Source organism: Klebsiella sp. 54 (assembly GCF_018223875.1).
In the GTDB taxonomy this organism is placed as follows: Bacteria; Pseudomonadota; Gammaproteobacteria; order Enterobacterales; family Enterobacteriaceae; genus Klebsiella; species Klebsiella quasipneumoniae.
The window spans coordinates 575,774-590,241 of the sequence record NZ_JAGRRA010000002.1 but is presented as its reverse complement, the minus strand read 5'-3'; the positions used below and the strand labels follow the sequence as shown (position 1 = coordinate 590,241).

15 protein-coding genes, 7 tRNA genes and 1 other RNA gene are annotated in these 14,468 nt (G+C 55.6%); 2 read left to right on the top strand and 21 right to left on the bottom strand.

Annotated elements, in window-relative coordinates; translation table 11 throughout:
- Positions 1-106 precede the first annotated feature (106 nt).
- The gene (locus KHQ24_RS04510) at positions 107-484 is read left to right on the top strand and encodes a YbgS-like family protein (RefSeq protein WP_017899606.1); all 378 of its coding nucleotides are present in this window, start codon (positions 107-109) and stop codon (positions 482-484) included.
- A gap of 118 nt (positions 485-602) precedes the next feature.
- Positions 603-1,547 carry a CDF family zinc transporter ZitB gene (gene zitB / locus KHQ24_RS04505; RefSeq protein ID WP_048294396.1) on the top strand — a complete coding sequence of 315 codons (945 nt, stop codon included), beginning with the start codon at positions 603-605 and terminating at the stop codon, positions 1,545-1,547.
- Here the strand turns inward: zitB and pnuC are convergent.
- From pnuC to cydA, 21 genes are all read right to left on the bottom strand, one after another.
- Positions 1,544-2,263 carry a nicotinamide riboside transporter PnuC gene (pnuC, locus tag KHQ24_RS04500; RefSeq protein WP_004151689.1) on the bottom strand — a complete coding sequence of 240 codons (720 nt, stop codon included), beginning with the start codon at positions 2,261-2,263 and terminating at the stop codon, positions 1,544-1,546. The two genes, zitB and pnuC, sit on opposite strands and share 4 nt — an antisense overlap.
- A gap of 35 nt (positions 2,264-2,298) precedes the next feature.
- Positions 2,299-3,342: a quinolinate synthase NadA gene (gene nadA / locus KHQ24_RS04495; protein ID WP_023319994.1), complete on the bottom strand. Its 1,044-nt coding sequence runs from the start codon at positions 3,340-3,342 to the stop codon at positions 2,299-2,301.
- Positions 3,343-3,633: 291 nt separating this feature from the next.
- Positions 3,634-3,755, bottom strand: a non-coding RNA gene (locus KHQ24_RS04490) — RtT sRNA.
- 36 nt (positions 3,756-3,791) lie between these two features.
- Positions 3,792-3,867: transfer RNA gene (locus KHQ24_RS04485), tRNA-Lys, on the bottom strand.
- Positions 3,868-4,001: 134 nt separating this feature from the next.
- Positions 4,002-4,077 (bottom strand) — tRNA-Lys (locus KHQ24_RS04480).
- Positions 4,078-4,224: 147 nt separating this feature from the next.
- Positions 4,225-4,300: transfer RNA gene (locus KHQ24_RS04475), tRNA-Lys, on the bottom strand.
- Positions 4,301-4,303: 3 nt separating this feature from the next.
- Positions 4,304-4,379: transfer RNA gene (locus KHQ24_RS04470), tRNA-Val, on the bottom strand.
- 52 nt (positions 4,380-4,431) lie between these two features.
- Positions 4,432-4,507: transfer RNA gene (locus KHQ24_RS04465), tRNA-Lys, on the bottom strand.
- Positions 4,508-4,509: 2 nt separating this feature from the next.
- Positions 4,510-4,585: transfer RNA gene (locus KHQ24_RS04460), tRNA-Val, on the bottom strand.
- A gap of 125 nt (positions 4,586-4,710) precedes the next feature.
- Positions 4,711-4,786 (bottom strand) — tRNA-Lys (locus tag KHQ24_RS04455).
- Positions 4,787-4,947: 161 nt separating this feature from the next.
- Positions 4,948-5,742 carry a cell division protein CpoB gene (gene cpoB, locus KHQ24_RS04450; RefSeq protein ID WP_004886003.1) on the bottom strand — a complete coding sequence of 265 codons (795 nt, stop codon included), beginning with the start codon at positions 5,740-5,742 and terminating at the stop codon, positions 4,948-4,950.
- A gap of 9 nt (positions 5,743-5,751) precedes the next feature.
- Entirely contained in the window at positions 5,752-6,276 is a 525-nt protein-coding gene (pal, locus tag KHQ24_RS04445) for a peptidoglycan-associated lipoprotein Pal (RefSeq protein WP_002895068.1), read from the bottom strand.
- Between the two features lie 34 nt (positions 6,277-6,310).
- Complete coding sequence (gene tolB, locus KHQ24_RS04440; RefSeq protein ID WP_004885999.1) at positions 6,311-7,603, bottom strand: Tol-Pal system beta propeller repeat protein TolB; 1,293 nt, start codon at positions 7,601-7,603, stop codon at positions 6,311-6,313.
- A 132-nt stretch (positions 7,604-7,735) separates the two neighbouring features.
- Positions 7,736-9,076 (bottom strand): cell envelope integrity protein TolA, encoded by a 1,341-nt coding sequence (tolA, locus tag KHQ24_RS04435; RefSeq protein WP_004885996.1) that lies wholly within the window; start codon positions 9,074-9,076, stop codon positions 7,736-7,738.
- Positions 9,077-9,175: 99 nt separating this feature from the next.
- A complete protein-coding gene (gene tolR, locus KHQ24_RS04430) occupies positions 9,176-9,604 on the bottom strand; it encodes a colicin uptake protein TolR (protein ID WP_002895061.1) in 429 nt (142 codons plus the stop codon).
- Positions 9,605-9,607: 3 nt separating this feature from the next.
- Positions 9,608-10,300: a Tol-Pal system protein TolQ gene (tolQ, locus tag KHQ24_RS04425; protein ID WP_004152221.1), complete on the bottom strand. Its 693-nt coding sequence runs from the start codon at positions 10,298-10,300 to the stop codon at positions 9,608-9,610.
- The gene (gene ybgC, locus KHQ24_RS04420; protein ID WP_002895056.1) at positions 10,297-10,701 is read right to left on the bottom strand and encodes a tol-pal system-associated acyl-CoA thioesterase; all 405 of its coding nucleotides are present in this window, start codon (positions 10,699-10,701) and stop codon (positions 10,297-10,299) included. Before ybgC ends, tolQ begins: the two co-directional genes overlap by 4 nt.
- A gap of 149 nt (positions 10,702-10,850) precedes the next feature.
- Entirely contained in the window at positions 10,851-11,141 is a 291-nt protein-coding gene (ybgE, locus tag KHQ24_RS04415) for a cyd operon protein YbgE (protein WP_002895053.1), read from the bottom strand.
- Entirely contained in the window at positions 11,141-11,257 is a 117-nt protein-coding gene (cydX, locus tag KHQ24_RS04410; RefSeq protein ID WP_002895051.1) for a cytochrome bd-I oxidase subunit CydX, read from the bottom strand. The genes ybgE and cydX overlap by 1 nt, the downstream gene beginning before the upstream one ends.
- 15 nt (positions 11,258-11,272) lie before the next feature.
- The gene (gene cydB / locus KHQ24_RS04405; RefSeq protein WP_004885993.1) at positions 11,273-12,412 is read right to left on the bottom strand and encodes a cytochrome d ubiquinol oxidase subunit II; all 1,140 of its coding nucleotides are present in this window, start codon (positions 12,410-12,412) and stop codon (positions 11,273-11,275) included.
- Between the two features lie 15 nt (positions 12,413-12,427).
- Positions 12,428-13,996: a cytochrome ubiquinol oxidase subunit I gene (cydA, locus tag KHQ24_RS04400; RefSeq protein WP_002895047.1), complete on the bottom strand. Its 1,569-nt coding sequence runs from the start codon at positions 13,994-13,996 to the stop codon at positions 12,428-12,430.
- Positions 13,997-14,468: the final 472 nt, after the last annotated feature.

The following is a 14,468-nucleotide window of genomic DNA, read 5'->3' as shown; positions in this document are numbered from 1 at the left end:
GACACTGCGATCGTCTGCGGAGTCTTAAACCATAGCGAGTCAGATCCCTGGCACACTTACCGCTGGAGGCGTTTTTTACCGCTTCCTGACCCAACAGGAGTATCCGATGAATATGAAAAAACTGACGACCCTTTTGCTCACCGCCACCTTAAGTCTTGCCAGCGGCGCGGCCCTGGCGGCAGACACCGGCGCCCAGTCCAACAATGGCCAGGCCAACTCTTCCGCTGATGCCGGCCAGGTGGCGCCGGATGCCCGTGAAAACGTGGCGCCGAATAACGTGGATAATAGCCAAATTAACTCTGGCTCTGGCGGCACCATGCTTCATCCTGACGGCTCGACGATGAGCCAGGACAATATGTCGAGCGATGAGGTACATAAAAACTCGATGTGTAAAGACGGCCGCTGTCCGGATACCGGTAAGAAACTGGACAACGGCGACAGCATGAACCATGACAACAGCAAAACCGACGGCACCACCCAGTAATTGATGCGGTGAGTGCAAACAGAGAAAAGGCGAGCTAGGCTCGCCTTTTCTCTGTTTGTTATCGTTCTCTGTTTATGCTGTCATAGCGTGATAATGATAACTATCAAGGGACGACACCATGGCGCATTCGCATTCGCACTCCCCTGCCCAGGCTCCGGATAACGGCAACGCTCGCCGGCTGCTTTGGGCGTTCATCGTCACCGCCGGTTTTATGCTGATAGAAGCCATCGGCGGCGCGATCTCCGGCTCGCTGGCCCTGCTGGCGGATGCCGGCCATATGCTCACCGACTCCGCCGCCCTGCTGTTTGCGCTGCTGGCGGTTCGCTTCGCCAGCCGTCCCCCGAACGCCCGCCATACTTTTGGCTGGCTGCGTTTGACCACCCTGGCGGCGTTTCTCAATGCCATTGCTCTGGTGGTGATCACCATGCTGATTGTCTGGGAGGCCATTCAGCGCTTCCAGCATCCGCAGCCGGTTGCCGGGGTGACGATGATGGTGATTGCGGTCGCTGGCCTGCTGGCCAACGTGCTGGCTTTCTGGATCCTGCATCGTGGCAGCGAAGAGCGGAATCTTAACGTGCGCGCCGCGGCGCTACACGTGCTCGGCGATCTGCTGGGTTCGGTTGGCGCGATTGTGGCCGCCGTGGTGATCCTCACTACCGGCTGGACGCCTGTCGACCCGATCCTTTCCGTGCTGGTTTCCTGCCTGGTGCTACGTAGCGCATGGCGGCTGCTGAAGGAGAGTCTGCATGAGCTGCTGGAAGGCGCACCGCGTTCGCTGGATGTGGCGGCCCTACAGCGGGATATCCGCCGCTCTATCCCGGAGGTGCGCGATGTTCACCACGTTCACGTCTGGCTGGTGGGGGAAAAACCGGTGATGACGCTGCATGTGCAGGTGGTCCCGCCGCACGATCATGATGCGTTACTCAACCGCATCCTGCATTTCCTGGAACATAAATATGAAATTGAGCATGCCACGGTGCAGATGGAGTACCAGCCCTGCAGCGGCCCGGAGTGCCATCTCAACACGATGCACGCCGGGCACGATCATCACCACCATCATTAGCCAGAAAACGCGTGAGAACCTCGCTCACGCGCGCTGTTTATCCACATTCGGCTGCCGTTCAGCGCAATGAACGTCAGCAAGAGATATTCCAGCGACATAGCATAGACGCCCTGACGGGCAAAAATCACCACGCTTATGACGTTGACGATGACCCACAGCAGCCAGTTCTCAACGTATTTGCGGGTCATTAAGATCATCGCCACTACCGACAGCACCGTCATACAGGAGTCCCAGAACGGGAAGGCATCCGGCTGCAGTTCCGGCATCGTGACCTGCAAACCAAGCGCTTGCATCAGGCTGACCGCGATTCGCGTCAGGAAGGCAAAAAACGGATTGATAAACAGGGTCAGCAAGCCGATCGCCACCACGCAGGCCGCCAGCCAGCCCAGGGCTTTACTGCGTGGTAGCCAGCGGATCTGCAGCTCGGCCTCATGATTGCTGCTTTGCCGCGACCAGGCATACCAGCCGTAAACGTTAGCGGCAAAGAAGAACAGCTGCAGCAACAGGCTGGCGTACAGCTGGATCTGAAAGAAGATGATGGCGAACAGCGTGACGTTGACCAGACCGAATGCATAGTTGCTGATCTTCTCCAGGCTCGCCAGCCAGATACACAGCAGCCCGGCGATGGTCCCCACGGCCTCTATCCAGGAGAGATCGTACCCCCCGGCGCCGATGGGTATATGTACTAAAATATTCTGCGTGCTAAAAAAATCCATTTTATCCTCTCAGCGTCAGATGACGCGGCAATAGGTTATCCCCGTAGTGTAGCCGCAAAATCCAGCATCCGGTTAAGGGGAATTAATGCGCCGGTCCGCAGCGCTTCGTCGACGTGGATTTCATGTTCAGCGCCGCCCTGCTCGAGCCCCTCGGCAATGGCTTTCAGGCCGTTCATCGCCATCCACGGACAATGCGCGCAGCTGCGGCAGGTCGCCCCTTCACCAGCGGTGGGCGCTTCCAGCAGCGTTTTCTCCGGCACCGCCTGCTGCATTTTATAAAAGATACCGCGATCGGTCGCCACGATCAGCTGGCGCTGGGGCAGGCTTTTCGCCGCCGCGATCAGCTGACTGGTGGAACCTACGGCATCGGCCATCTCGACGATTGCCTGCGGCGACTCGGGATGGACCAGTACAGCAGCTTCAGGATAGAGGGCCTTCATACGCGTCAGTGCCTGGGTTTTAAACTCATCGTGCACGATGCACGCCCCCTGCCAGCAGAGCACGTCTGCGCCGGTCTGACGCTGAACATAGCGGCCAAGATGGCGGTCCGGCGCCCAGAGGATCTTTTGACCAAGACTATCCAGATGGTCAATGAGTTCCACGGCGATGCTGGAGGTCACCACCCAGTCGGCGCGAGCCTTCACCGCGGCGGACGTATTGGCATAGACTACCACGGTGCGATCGGGATGGGCGTCGCAGAAGGCGTTGAATTCCTCAATCGGACAGCCCAGATCCAGCGAACACTCGGCGTTCAGGGTCGGCATCAGAATGGTCTTTTCCGGGCTAAGGATTTTGGCGGTTTCCCCCATAAAACGCACCCCGGCGACCAGCAGCGTGGAGGCCGAATGGCGGGCGCCAAAGCGCGCCATCTCCAGCGAGTCGGCTATACAGCCGCCGGTCTCTTCCGCCAGTTGTTGAATTTCAGGATCGGTGTAGTAATGCGCCACCATCACGGCATCGCGCTCGCGCAGCAGACGCTTGATTTTCTCGCGGTAAAACTGCTTTTCGTCGACGGTCAGCGGCTGCGGTTTCGGTGGGAAGGGATAAATCGCCGTTTCAGGATCAAACATTACGCTCATCATGCAATCTCGTTTTACTGGCTTAACTCTAAGACCGTCACTATGGCCTGTCTGCGCCTTAACACGGTCATGGTGTTTTATATGCTAAACAAGATAGCGGATTACGAGCAAAAAGTCGTGATGAATTTTGTACATGAGCACCTATTCCCCGGGGATGATGCTACGCATCTTCCCGGGCTACCGGTTCGTGCCTTATGGCGTCACGGTAAGCGGCGGCAGGGGGTCATGCTGAAGTAGGATTGTGGAGAATGACGCATAGCAAAAAGGCGCCTTTAGGGCGCCTTTTTACATTGGTGGGTCGTGCAGGATGACTCGGCTTCGCCTCGCCCTTCGGGCCGTCGCCGCAAGCGGCTCCGTTGTCTCACTACGTGAGACCCGAACCTGCCGCAGGTTCGAATCGTTGAGTTCAACGCATAGCAAAAAGGCGCCTTTAGGGCGCCTTTTTACATTGGTGGGTCGTGCAGGATTCGAACCTGCGACCAATTGATTAAAAGTCAACTGCTCTACCAACTGAGCTAACGACCCCTTGCGGGATTTTGCTACTGTAATCATTCAGGATGGTGGGTCGTGCAGGATGACTCGGCTTCGCCTCGCCCTTCGGCGCCGTTGCTGACGCAACGTTATCCTTCACTTTTCTACCAGTTACCATCATTAAAGATTGGTGGGTCGTGCAGGATTCGAACCTGCGACCAATTGATTAAAAGTCAACTGCTCTACCAACTGAGCTAACGACCCGCTCTGGTACTACCTGAATAATTTCACTCGACACCAATATTAAAATTGGTGGGTCGTGCAGGATGACTCGGCTTCACCTCGCCCTGGGGCGCCGTTGCTGACGCAACGTTATCCTTCACGTTCAACATCTGAGTTAAATGCTGAAATTGGTGGGTCGTGCAGGATTCGAACCTGCGACCAATTGATTAAAAGTCAACTGCTCTACCAACTGAGCTAACGACCCGAGTGGTGGGTGATGACGGGATCGAACCGCCGACCCCCTCCTTGTAAGGGAGGTGCTCTCCCAGCTGAGCTAATCACCCGAAACTGCGCTGGATACTACTGATACTGCCTCCACCGACCCCATCATTATAATGGTGGGTCGTGCAGGATTCGAACCTGCGACCAATTGATTAAAAGTCAACTGCTCTACCAACTGAGCTAACGACCCGGTGGTGGGTGATGACGGGATCGAACCGCCGACCCCCTCCTTGTAAGGGAGGTGCTCTCCCAGCTGAGCTAATCACCCGATACTACGCTGGATACTGCTAATTGGTGGGTCGTGCAGGATGACTCGGCTTCGCCTCGCCCTATGGGCCGTTGCTGTCGCAACGTTATCCTTCACGTTTTACTATCGCGTTCCACCAGAACGATTGGTGGGTCGTGCAGGATTCGAACCTGCGACCAATTGATTAAAAGTCAACTGCTCTACCAACTGAGCTAACGACCCACTCTGGCGTCGCTTTGGGCTTGTTTGATATCCCTTGGCAACGGCGGCATATATTACTGATTTCAGAATTCAGCGCAACTAAAATTTCGATAAAGATCACTTAACTGCTGGCGATTCAGGCGACAAGACCAGAAATGACGCGATTTCTGGTCATGCCGTAATCAACCAAGGGCATTAAGTCGTTTTTGCGCTTGTTTCGCACCGTCGGTGCCGGGGAATTTGTTGATCACCTGCTGGTAAACCGCTTTCGCTTTCGCGGTATCACCTTTGTCCTGCATGATCACGCCGACCTTAAACATGGCGTCTGGCGCTTTTGGCGATTTCGGGTAGTTCTTCACCACCGAGGCGAAGTAAAACGCCGCATCGTCTTTTTTCCCCTTATTGTAGTTCAACTGTCCGAGCCAATAGTTGGCGTTCGGCTGATAAGTCGAATCCGGGTACTTTTTAACGAAGTTCTGAAACGCCGCCATGGCGTCATCCTGGCGTGAAGCATCCTTCACCAGGGCAATGGCCGCATTGTAATCGGTGTTCGCATCGCCGGTCATCGCCGGAGCGCCTGAAGAGGCCGCTGGCGCTGCGCTGGTAGCAGCCGCGCTCTGATCGCCGGAAGACGACGTCTGGGCGCCAGCCGCTGCTGCGCCACCCCCGCTCGTCAGCCCGTCAATCTGCAGCAGAATCTGCTTTTGACGCTCAACGATCTGATTCAGCTGATACTGGTTCTCCTGGATCTGACCACGGAGAGAATCAATGTCAGTCTGGTTATCAGAGAGTTGTTGCTGGAGTTGGGTTAAAAGCTGGCTGTGAGCATTGGAAATACGCTCAAGTTGAGTGACACGGTCTTCGACCGAGCCTGAGCCGACACTACTGATTGGCGCCTGAGCAAAAGCGGCCCAGGGGGCCGCTATGCCAACCAGTAACGACAGACTCAATAAATGATGTCTGAAGTTACTGCTCATGCAATTCTCTTAGTAAACCAGTACGGCGCGACGGTTTTTGGCATATGCCGCTTCGTCATGACCCAGTACTGCTGGTTTTTCTTTACCGTAAGAAACGATGGAGATCTGATCGGCAGAAACACCTTTGCCCTGCAGATACATCTTAACGGCGTTAGCACGACGCTCACCCAGCGCGATGTTGTATTCCGGCGTACCGCGCTCATCCGCGTGACCTTCTACAGTCACTTTGTAGGACGGGTTGCTGCGCAGGAAGTTAGCGTGCGCGTCCAGCATGGCAGCGAAGTCAGAACGGATATCGTACTTGTCCAGATCGAAGTAAACGATGTTGTTCTGCTGCAGCTGCTGCATCTGCAGACGAGCTTGCTCTTCAGAAGACATGTTGCCGCCGTTACCGTTAGCGTCCATACCAGTGCCGGCACCCAGCATGCCTTCACCGCTCTGGTCGTTGCTGGCGTTCTTGTTAGAAGAACATGCCGCGATTGCCATAACCGGCAGAGCGATCATCAGCCCTTTCAGCACTTTGTTCAGTTGCATTTCTTTGATTCCTTTAATAATCAATTATTTATTATCACAGATACGGCGACCAGGCAGGTGATTTTACCTGTCCATCAGTTGCCGGAAGACGCGCTTTGAAACGCCCATCTGTAGAAACCAGATTCAGCACGGATCCCATCCCCTGAGAAGAGCTGTAGATTACCATAGTGCCGTTAGGTGCCAGACTTGGCGTTTCGTCTAAAAACGTTGATGACAGAACCTGTACACCACCCGCTTCCAGATCTTGTTTGGCAATGTGCTGCTGGCCGCCGGCCGAGCTGACCATTACCATCGTTTTACCATCCGCGCTCACGTCAGCGTCCTGGTTCTGCGAACCTTCCCAGGTGATACGCTGCGGCGTGCCGCCATTAATATTGACTTTATACACCTGCGGACGACCGGCCTGGTCAGAGGTGAAGGCCAGGTTCTGGCTGTCCGGGAACCAGCTTGGTTCGGTGTTGTTGCTGCGACCGTTGGTCACCTGACGAATCTGACCCGAGCCCAGATCCATCACGTACAGGTTCAGGCTACCGGTTTTCGACAGCGCGAAAGCCAGTTTAGAGCCATCCGGCGAGAACGCCGGCGCGCCGTTGTGCTGCGGGAAGGAGGCAATCTGACGCACTGCGCCGTTCGCCAGGGTCTGCACCACCAGCGCAGAACGACCGCTTTCGAAGGTTACGTAAGCCAGTTTTGAACCGTCCGGAGACCAGGCCGGGGACATCAGCGGCTGGGAGGAGCGGTGAACCACGAACTGGTTGTAGCCATCATAATCGGAGACACGCAGCTCATACGGGAACTGACCGCCGTTGGTCTGCACCACGTAGGCGATACGGGTACGGAAGGCGCCTTTAATACCAGTCAGCTTTTCAAATACCGCATCGCTGGCAGTGTGCGCTGCATAGCGCAGGTACTGCTTAGTGACTTTGAAAGAGCCTTGCGCCAGCGTTGTGCCCGGCGCACCGCCGGTATCCACCAGCTGATACGCGACCTGATAAGAACCATCCGGGTTTGACGTCACCTGACCGACGACCACGGCGTCAATACCCAGCGCAGACCAGGCTGCAGGCTGCACTTCCTGGGGACTGGTCGGCTGCTGCGGCAGACGCGAGCGATCCAGCGGGTTGAATTTACCGCTGTTGCGCAGGTCAGCTGCCACGATACCGCCAACATCTTCCGGCGCAGCGCCCTGGCCGGCCCACTGGAACGGTACCACCCCGATGGGGCGCGCCGAGTCCACCCCCTGGGTGATCTCGATACGTACTTCTGCGTGCAGCACCGCCGCCCACAGCATTAAAAAACCAAATGCTACTCGTAATGCCTGCTTCATCATATCTCCCTTATCCGGGCGGAAAGCCCACGATAATTTAGCAGAATGTTAACAAACTCAAATACACAAAACTACCAAAACCCATGACCGCCCTATTTTCTTTCCCCCCGCTAACGCGGGGAGAAAAAGCGCTTAAGGTTTGAAGTCCAGTGGCGCATTTTTGAACGTTTCATAAACAGCCTGCGACGGCGGTTTAGGGAATTTGCTCATCCGACTGGTAGCCGCCAGCATTTGCTGGCAGAAAGCCGGATCGCCGCCTTCCGATTTCACACTCAACAACGTTCCATCCTGAGCCAGGTTTACGCGCAACGTACATACTTTACCCTTGTACGTATCCCAGTCATAGAGATGTCCTTTAATCGCGGCCTGCACCTGCGAAATATAGCTGGCAATCTCCGCCTGAGATGCACCGCCCTGCCCCGGTTTACTTCCTTTAGCAGGTGAAGAGCCACCTGTGCTACCGCTGGTGCTACCTTTCGGCGCATTCTTACCAGAGCTCAGATCGCCGAGCAGGTCGTCAACGCCGTCCGCTTCTTTCGCTGCAGCCGCTTTCTTCGCTGCCGCGGCTTTTGCTGCTGCCGCTTTGGCCGCTTTATCAGCCGCCGCCTTCTCAGCAGCTGCCGCTTTGGCTGCCGCTGCTTTTTCAGCTGCGGCGGCTTTCTCGGCGGCGGCCTTCTCCGCGGCCGCTTTTTGCGCGGCCGCTTTCTCAGCTGCTTTTTCGGCGGCTTTTTCTGCAGCCGCTTTTTCAGCCGCTGCCTGTTTAGCCGCTTCCTGCTGGGCCTTCTTCTCCGCTTCCTGTTGCGCTTTTTTCGCCGCTGCCGCTTCTGCTTTCTTCTGCGCCTCTGCCGCGGCTTTCGCCGCTTCTGCTTCCGCCTGTTTCTTCGCATCGGCCGCTGCTTTCGCGGCGGCGGCTTCGGCCTGTTTCTTCGCGTCAGCAGCCGCTTTCGCTGCCGCCAGTTCAGCCGCTTTCGCCTGGGCATCCGCCTTCGCTTTCGCCTCGGCGGCCGCTTTGGCCGCTGCTTCCTGCGCTTCTTTAGCCTGCGCATCCGCTTTGGCTTTCGCCGCCGCGGCAGCCTTGGCTGCGGCTTCCTCAGCCTGCTTCTGTTGTTCCTTCGCTTCTTTCGCCGCTTCCTGCGCCTGCAGCCGCTCCTGTTCGAGCTGTTTCAGCCGTTCCTGTTCCGCCGCCTGCTTCTCACGTAACTCTTCCGCCTGCTGCTGCGCCTGTTTTTCGCGCTGTTCAGCGGCGCGACGTGCGCTAGCCTGCTGCTGTTGCTGACGGTTATAGTTATTTACCACCGCCCCCGGATCGACCATGACGGCATCAATCGACGATCCCCCGCCGCCGCCGGCAGAGGCATCCAGATGCTCGTCAAACGAACTCCAGATCAGCAGCGCGATCAGTATGATGTGCAGCGCGACTGAAATGATGATCGCTCGTTTAAGCTTGTCGTTTTGTTCGGTTGCCTTTGACACTATCGGTTCCCAAAAACTGTTCGCCTGTACCCGCGATGCGCACCGACGGCGAGCGATACTCGCCGCCGAACGCCGCGCGGACGCACCTACCTGAAGCGATTAAATAGGTTTGGTCATCAAGCCGACCGATTTAACCCCTGCACTATGCAACAGGTTCAGCGCTTTAATAATTTCATCGTAAGGGACGTCTTTCGCACCGCCGATCAGGAATACCGTTTTCTCATTGGCTTCAAGACGACGCTTCGCTTCGGCAATCACCTGCTCCGGCGGCAGCTGGGACAGCGTCTCCTGCCCCACTTTCACGCTGTACTGCCCTACCCCGGAGACTTCCACAATCACCGGCGGATCGTCATTGCTTTTCACCGCTTGCGATTCCGTGGCGTCCGGCAGATCGACTTCCACGCTCTGCGTAATGATCGGCGCCGTTGCCATAAAGATCAGCAACAGCACCAGCAGGACATCCAGCAGCGGAACGATGTTGATCTCGGACTTCAGTTCGCGACGTCCGCGTCCACGTGCTCTGGCCATGGCTTACCCCTTATTGCTTTCGCTGGTGGTAAAAGCCTGACGGTGCAGAATGGCGGTGAACTCTTCCATAAAGTTGTCGTAATTCAGTTCAAGCTTGTTCACGCGCTGGTTCAGGCGGTTATACGCCATGACCGCCGGGATAGCAGCGAACAGACCGATCGCAGTGGCGATCAGCGCTTCGGCGATACCCGGCGCCACCATCTGCAGGGTGGCCTGCTTCACCGCGCCAAGAGCGATAAAGGCGTGCATGATCCCCCAAACGGTACCGAACAGACCGATATACGGGCTGATGGAGCCTACGGTGCCGAGGAACGGAATATGGGTCTCCAGCGTTTCCAGCTCGCGGTTCATCGAAATACGCATCGCGCGCGATGCCCCTTCGACGATCGCCTCCGGCGCATGGCTGTTGGCCCGATGCAAGCGCGCAAACTCTTTGAAGCCGCTGTAGAAAATCTGCTCCGAACCGGTCAGATTATCGCGACGCCCCTGGCTTTCCTGATACAAACGGGACAGTTCAATCCCGGACCAGAATTTGTCCTCGAACGCTTCAGCTTCGCGCGCGGCCGAGTTAAGGATACGCGTTCTCTGAATAATGATAGCCCAGGAAGCGATAGAAAAACCAATCAAAATCAACATGATAAGTTTAACCAGAAGGCTCGCCTTCAGGAACAAATCAAGGATATTCATGTCAGTCACTGCTTAAACTCCGCGACAATAGACTTGGGAAGCGCACGTGGCTTCATTAAGAGTGGATCAACGCACACAATGAGAACCTCAGCTTCGTTTAACACTGTATTCTCGGCGTTGACGATTCGCTGCGTGAAAACCAAAGAGGTGCCGCGCATCGAGGTAATTTCCGTCTGGACTTCGAGCATGTCGTCGAGTCTGGCGGGGGCAAAATACTCCAGCGTCATTTTGCGAACCACGAAGGCAACGCGTTCAGCCAACAGAACCTGTTGACTAAAGTGATGGTGGCGCAGCATCTCTGTGCGTGCTCTTTCATAAAAAGCGACGTAACTGGCGTGGTAAACCACACCACCGGCGTCGGTATCTTCGTAGTAGACCCGAACCGGCCATCGAAACAGCGTTGTATTCACTTTACATCCCGGTAATGCAAAAAAAGGTTAGAGCTTTCAAACTTCGCTACTATACGCGCGGGAAAGGTGGTTTGGAATGGGGGAAAGTAAACGGGGCGTAAATTTTTATGGGCTTATGCAAGCCCATAGCATTAACAGAGATCTCTTATTCAAAAGAAGAAAAAGAAGAGACCTAAAGCGAGCACGATATCAGCGATAAGCGGACAAAAAATCCCCTGCCAGTGAACGGCACGCGGGCGGAAGCCCACGCCGTGAATAACGCCGCTGCAAACTGCCCACATCAGCAAGAAACCATGCCAGATTTCCAGCTCGCTGGTCTTCGCGGCAAAGCGCGACGGATCCCAGAAGATGCAGCCTGCCAGCAGCAGCGCCATCAATAAGGAAAGCGCCCGGAGCGGGCGCTTGTCCATTATCGCGTACAGAGTAGCGATAAATTTCATCAGATTTCTTCTTTCTTCCCGGCTTTGGTGGCTTCCACGTGCTCAAGCGCCAGCGCGGTAATCACCCCAAAGGCACAGGCAAGAAGCGTTCCCAAAATCCATGCGAAGTACCACATATATAGCTCCTTACCTTAGTACAGCGAGTGGGTGTTCTTTTCGATGTCTTCGCGCGTGATGCGGCCAAACATTTTCCAGTAACACCAGCTGGTGTAGCCCAGAATGATCGGCACGAAGACAATCGCCACGTAGGTCATCAGATTCAGCGTCCGCTGGCTGGAGGTCGCGTCCCACATCGTCAGGCTGGCGTTCAGCATAGTGCTGGACGGCATGATGAACGGGAACATCGCGATACCGGCAGTCAGAATGATGCAGGCCAGGGTCAGCGAGGAGAACAGGAATGCCCAGGCGCCTTTATCCGCTTTGGTCGAAACGACGGTCAGCAGCGGCAGCACCACGCCCAGGGCAGGGATCGCCCACAGCGCTGGCATATTGTTAAAGTTCACCATCCACGCGCCAGCTTCACGCACCACTTCTTTGGTCAGCGGATTAGACGGGCCGGTATGGTCAATCACCGATTTCACCACATAGCCGTCGATACCGTAGTAGACCCACACGCCCGCCAGCGCGAAGCAGACCAGCGTCACCAGCGCCGCCACCGTGGAGACGGTGCGGGTGCGCAGGTGCAGTTCGCCTACGGTACGCATCTGCAGATAGGTCGCGCCCTGGGTCAGGATCATCGCCACGCTGACGATACCGGCCAGCAGACCAAACGGGTTCAGCAGCTGGAAGAAATTACCGGTATAGAAGAGACGCAGGTATTCGTCGACATGGAACGGCACGCCCTGCAGCAGGTTGCCGAAGGCCACGCCAATCACCAGCGGCGGCACGAAGCTGCCGATGAAGATGCCCCAGTCCCACATGTTGCGCCAGCGGGTGTCCTCGATCTTGGAACGGTAGTCGAAACCGACCGGACGGAAGAACAACGAGGCCAGCACCAGAATCATCGCCACATAGAAACCGGAGAACGCCGCGGCGTAGACCATCGGCCAGGCAGCGAACAGCGCGCCGCCGGCGGTGATCAGCCACACCTGGTTACCGTCCCAGTGCGGGGCGATGGCGTTGATCATAATCCGACGCTCGGTGTCGTTACGGCCGAGGAAGCGGGTGAGCATGCCCACCCCCATGTCGAACCCGTCGGCGACGGCGAAGCCAATCAGCAGGATGCCAATCAGCAGCCACCAGATAAAACGCAATACTTCATAATCGATCATTTGACGACTCCTGTCTTAGCGTGCCGACTGAATAGCCGCAGAGGACTGTTCAAAGTGATAGCGGCCGGTTTTCAGGCTGCTAGGTCCTTTGCGGGCAAACTTGAACATCAGGAACAGTTCAGCCACCAGGAACAGCGTGTACAGGCCGCAGATCAGCAACATAGAGAAGATCAGATCGCCCGCGGTCAGCGACGAGTTGGCCACCGCCGTCGGCAGGACTTCACCAATCGCCCACGGCTGACGGCCGTATTCGGCAACAAACCAGCCCGACTCCACGGCAATCCATGGCAGCGGCAAGCCATAGAACGCGGCGCGCAGCAGCCATTTTTTCTCGCCGATACGGTTACGGATCACGCTCCAGAAGGAGGCGCCGATAATCAACAGCATCAGGATGCCGCACGCCACCATGATACGGAAGGCGAAGTACAGCGGTGCGACGCTTGGAATAGAGTCTTTGGTCGCTTTGGCGATCTGCTCTTCCGTGGCGTCAGCGACGTTCGGGGTATAGCGTTTCAGCAGCAGACCATAGCCAAGATCTTTCTTCACGTTATTGAACTGGTCGCGAACGGCCTGGTCGGTGGAACCGGCGCGCAGTTGCTCCAGCAACGCATAGGCCTTCATGCCGTTACGGATACGCTCTTCGTGCTGAACCATCAGATCCTTCAGACCGATAACCGGCTTATCCACCGAGCGGGTGGCAATGATGCCCAGCGCGTAAGGGATCTGGATGGCGAAGTGGTTGGTTTGCGCATTCTGATCGGGAATACCAAACAGGGTAAAGGCCGCCGGCGCAGGCTGGGTTTCCCACTCTGCTTCGATAGCCGCCAGTTTGGTTTTCTGCACGTCGCCCATTTCGTAACCAGATTCGTCACCCAGCACAATAACGGAGAGGATCGCTGCCATACCGAAGCTGGCTGCGATGGCGAAGGAGCGCTTAGCAAAGGCAAAGTCACGGCCTTTCAGCATGTACCAGGAGCTGATAGCCAGGATGAACATCGCACCGGTGACATAGCCAGACGCCACGGTGTGAACGAATTTCACCTGAGCAACCGGGTTGAGCACCAGTTCGGAGAAGCTAACCATCTCCATACGCATGGTTTCAAAGTTGAAGTCCGATGCGATAGGGTTCTGCATCCAGCCGTTTGCGACGAGGATCCACAGCGCGGAGAGGTTGGAGCCCAGTGCGACCAGCCAGGTGACGGCCATGTGCTGAACTTTACCCAGACGATCCCAACCGAAGAAGAACAGACCTACAAAGGTGGATTCGAGGAAGAAGGCCATCAGACCTTCAATGGCCAGCGGCGCACCGAAGATATCCCCCACGTAGTGTGAGTAATACGACCAGTTAGTCCCGAACTGGAACTCCATGGTCAGACCGGTCGCCACACCCAGCGCGAAGTTGATACCAAACAACTTGCCCCAGAATTTGGTCATATCTTTATAAATCTGTTTGCCGGAAAGGACGTAGACCGTTTCCATAATGGCCAGCAGGAACGCCATACCGAGCGTCAGTGGCACAAACAGGAAGTGGTACATCGCGGTCAAGGCAAACTGTAAGCGCGACAGTTCGACTATATCTAACATCATGACTCCTTGCTCATCGCATGAAGACTCCGAAAATGAACCGAGAAGCTCTGGCTCATACGCATGCCCCAATACAAATTTTTATTTGTCGCCCGCCCGGAGCGGGTTTCAACCGAAAGTGAAACCACGCCAGGACAAGGTTACAAATACGTTAACGAAAAACCCAATTGATTCCCCAATATATTACGCCGCAATAACCTTACAATAAATATGTTTTTATTGTTCCAGTTTTACATTTTTCGACGGTGATCAATATATAGCGAAGATGGCCAGTTTAGGCCAATTTGACTTGAGACAATTTAACGTTTTTTGAAGGATTTTTCCAAGCATTAAGTATTGATATAAATCAATTTTTACTCTACGTGTTAATTATGTAGCCCAATAAAGAATATTGGTAAACTTAATGTTAATACTGTGTTTAAAGTATACTTTGATTGGTTACTAAAAAGGGAGAGATGAGAATCATAGGTAA

Coding starts and splice junctions, on each gene's coding strand:
- KHQ24_RS04510 (WP_017899606.1), top strand. CDS start 107: ATGAATATGAAAAAACTGACGACCCTTTTGCTCACCGCCACCTTAAGT.
- cydX (WP_002895051.1), bottom strand. CDS start 11,257: ATGTGGTACTTCGCATGGATTTTGGGAACGCTTCTTGCCTGTGCCTTT.
- ybgE (WP_002895053.1), bottom strand. CDS start 11,141: ATGAAATTTATCGCTACTCTGTACGCGATAATGGACAAGCGCCCGCTC.
- cydA (WP_002895047.1), bottom strand. CDS start 13,996: ATGTTAGATATAGTCGAACTGTCGCGCTTACAGTTTGCCTTGACCGCG.
- tolR (WP_002895061.1), bottom strand. CDS start 9,604: ATGGCCAGAGCACGTGGACGCGGACGTCGCGAACTGAAGTCCGAGATC.
- nadA (WP_023319994.1), bottom strand. CDS start 3,342: ATGAGCGTAATGTTTGATCCTGAAACGGCGATTTATCCCTTCCCACCG.
- pnuC (WP_004151689.1), bottom strand. CDS start 2,263: ATGGATTTTTTTAGCACGCAGAATATTTTAGTACATATACCCATCGGC.
- pal (WP_002895068.1), bottom strand. CDS start 6,276: ATGCAACTGAACAAAGTGCTGAAAGGGCTGATGATCGCTCTGCCGGTT.
- cydB (WP_004885993.1), bottom strand. CDS start 12,412: ATGATCGATTATGAAGTATTGCGTTTTATCTGGTGGCTGCTGATTGGC.
- zitB (WP_048294396.1), top strand. CDS start 603: ATGGCGCATTCGCATTCGCACTCCCCTGCCCAGGCTCCGGATAACGGC.
- tolB (WP_004885999.1), bottom strand. CDS start 7,603: ATGAAGCAGGCATTACGAGTAGCATTTGGTTTTTTAATGCTGTGGGCG.
- cpoB (WP_004886003.1), bottom strand. CDS start 5,742: ATGAGCAGTAACTTCAGACATCATTTATTGAGTCTGTCGTTACTGGTT.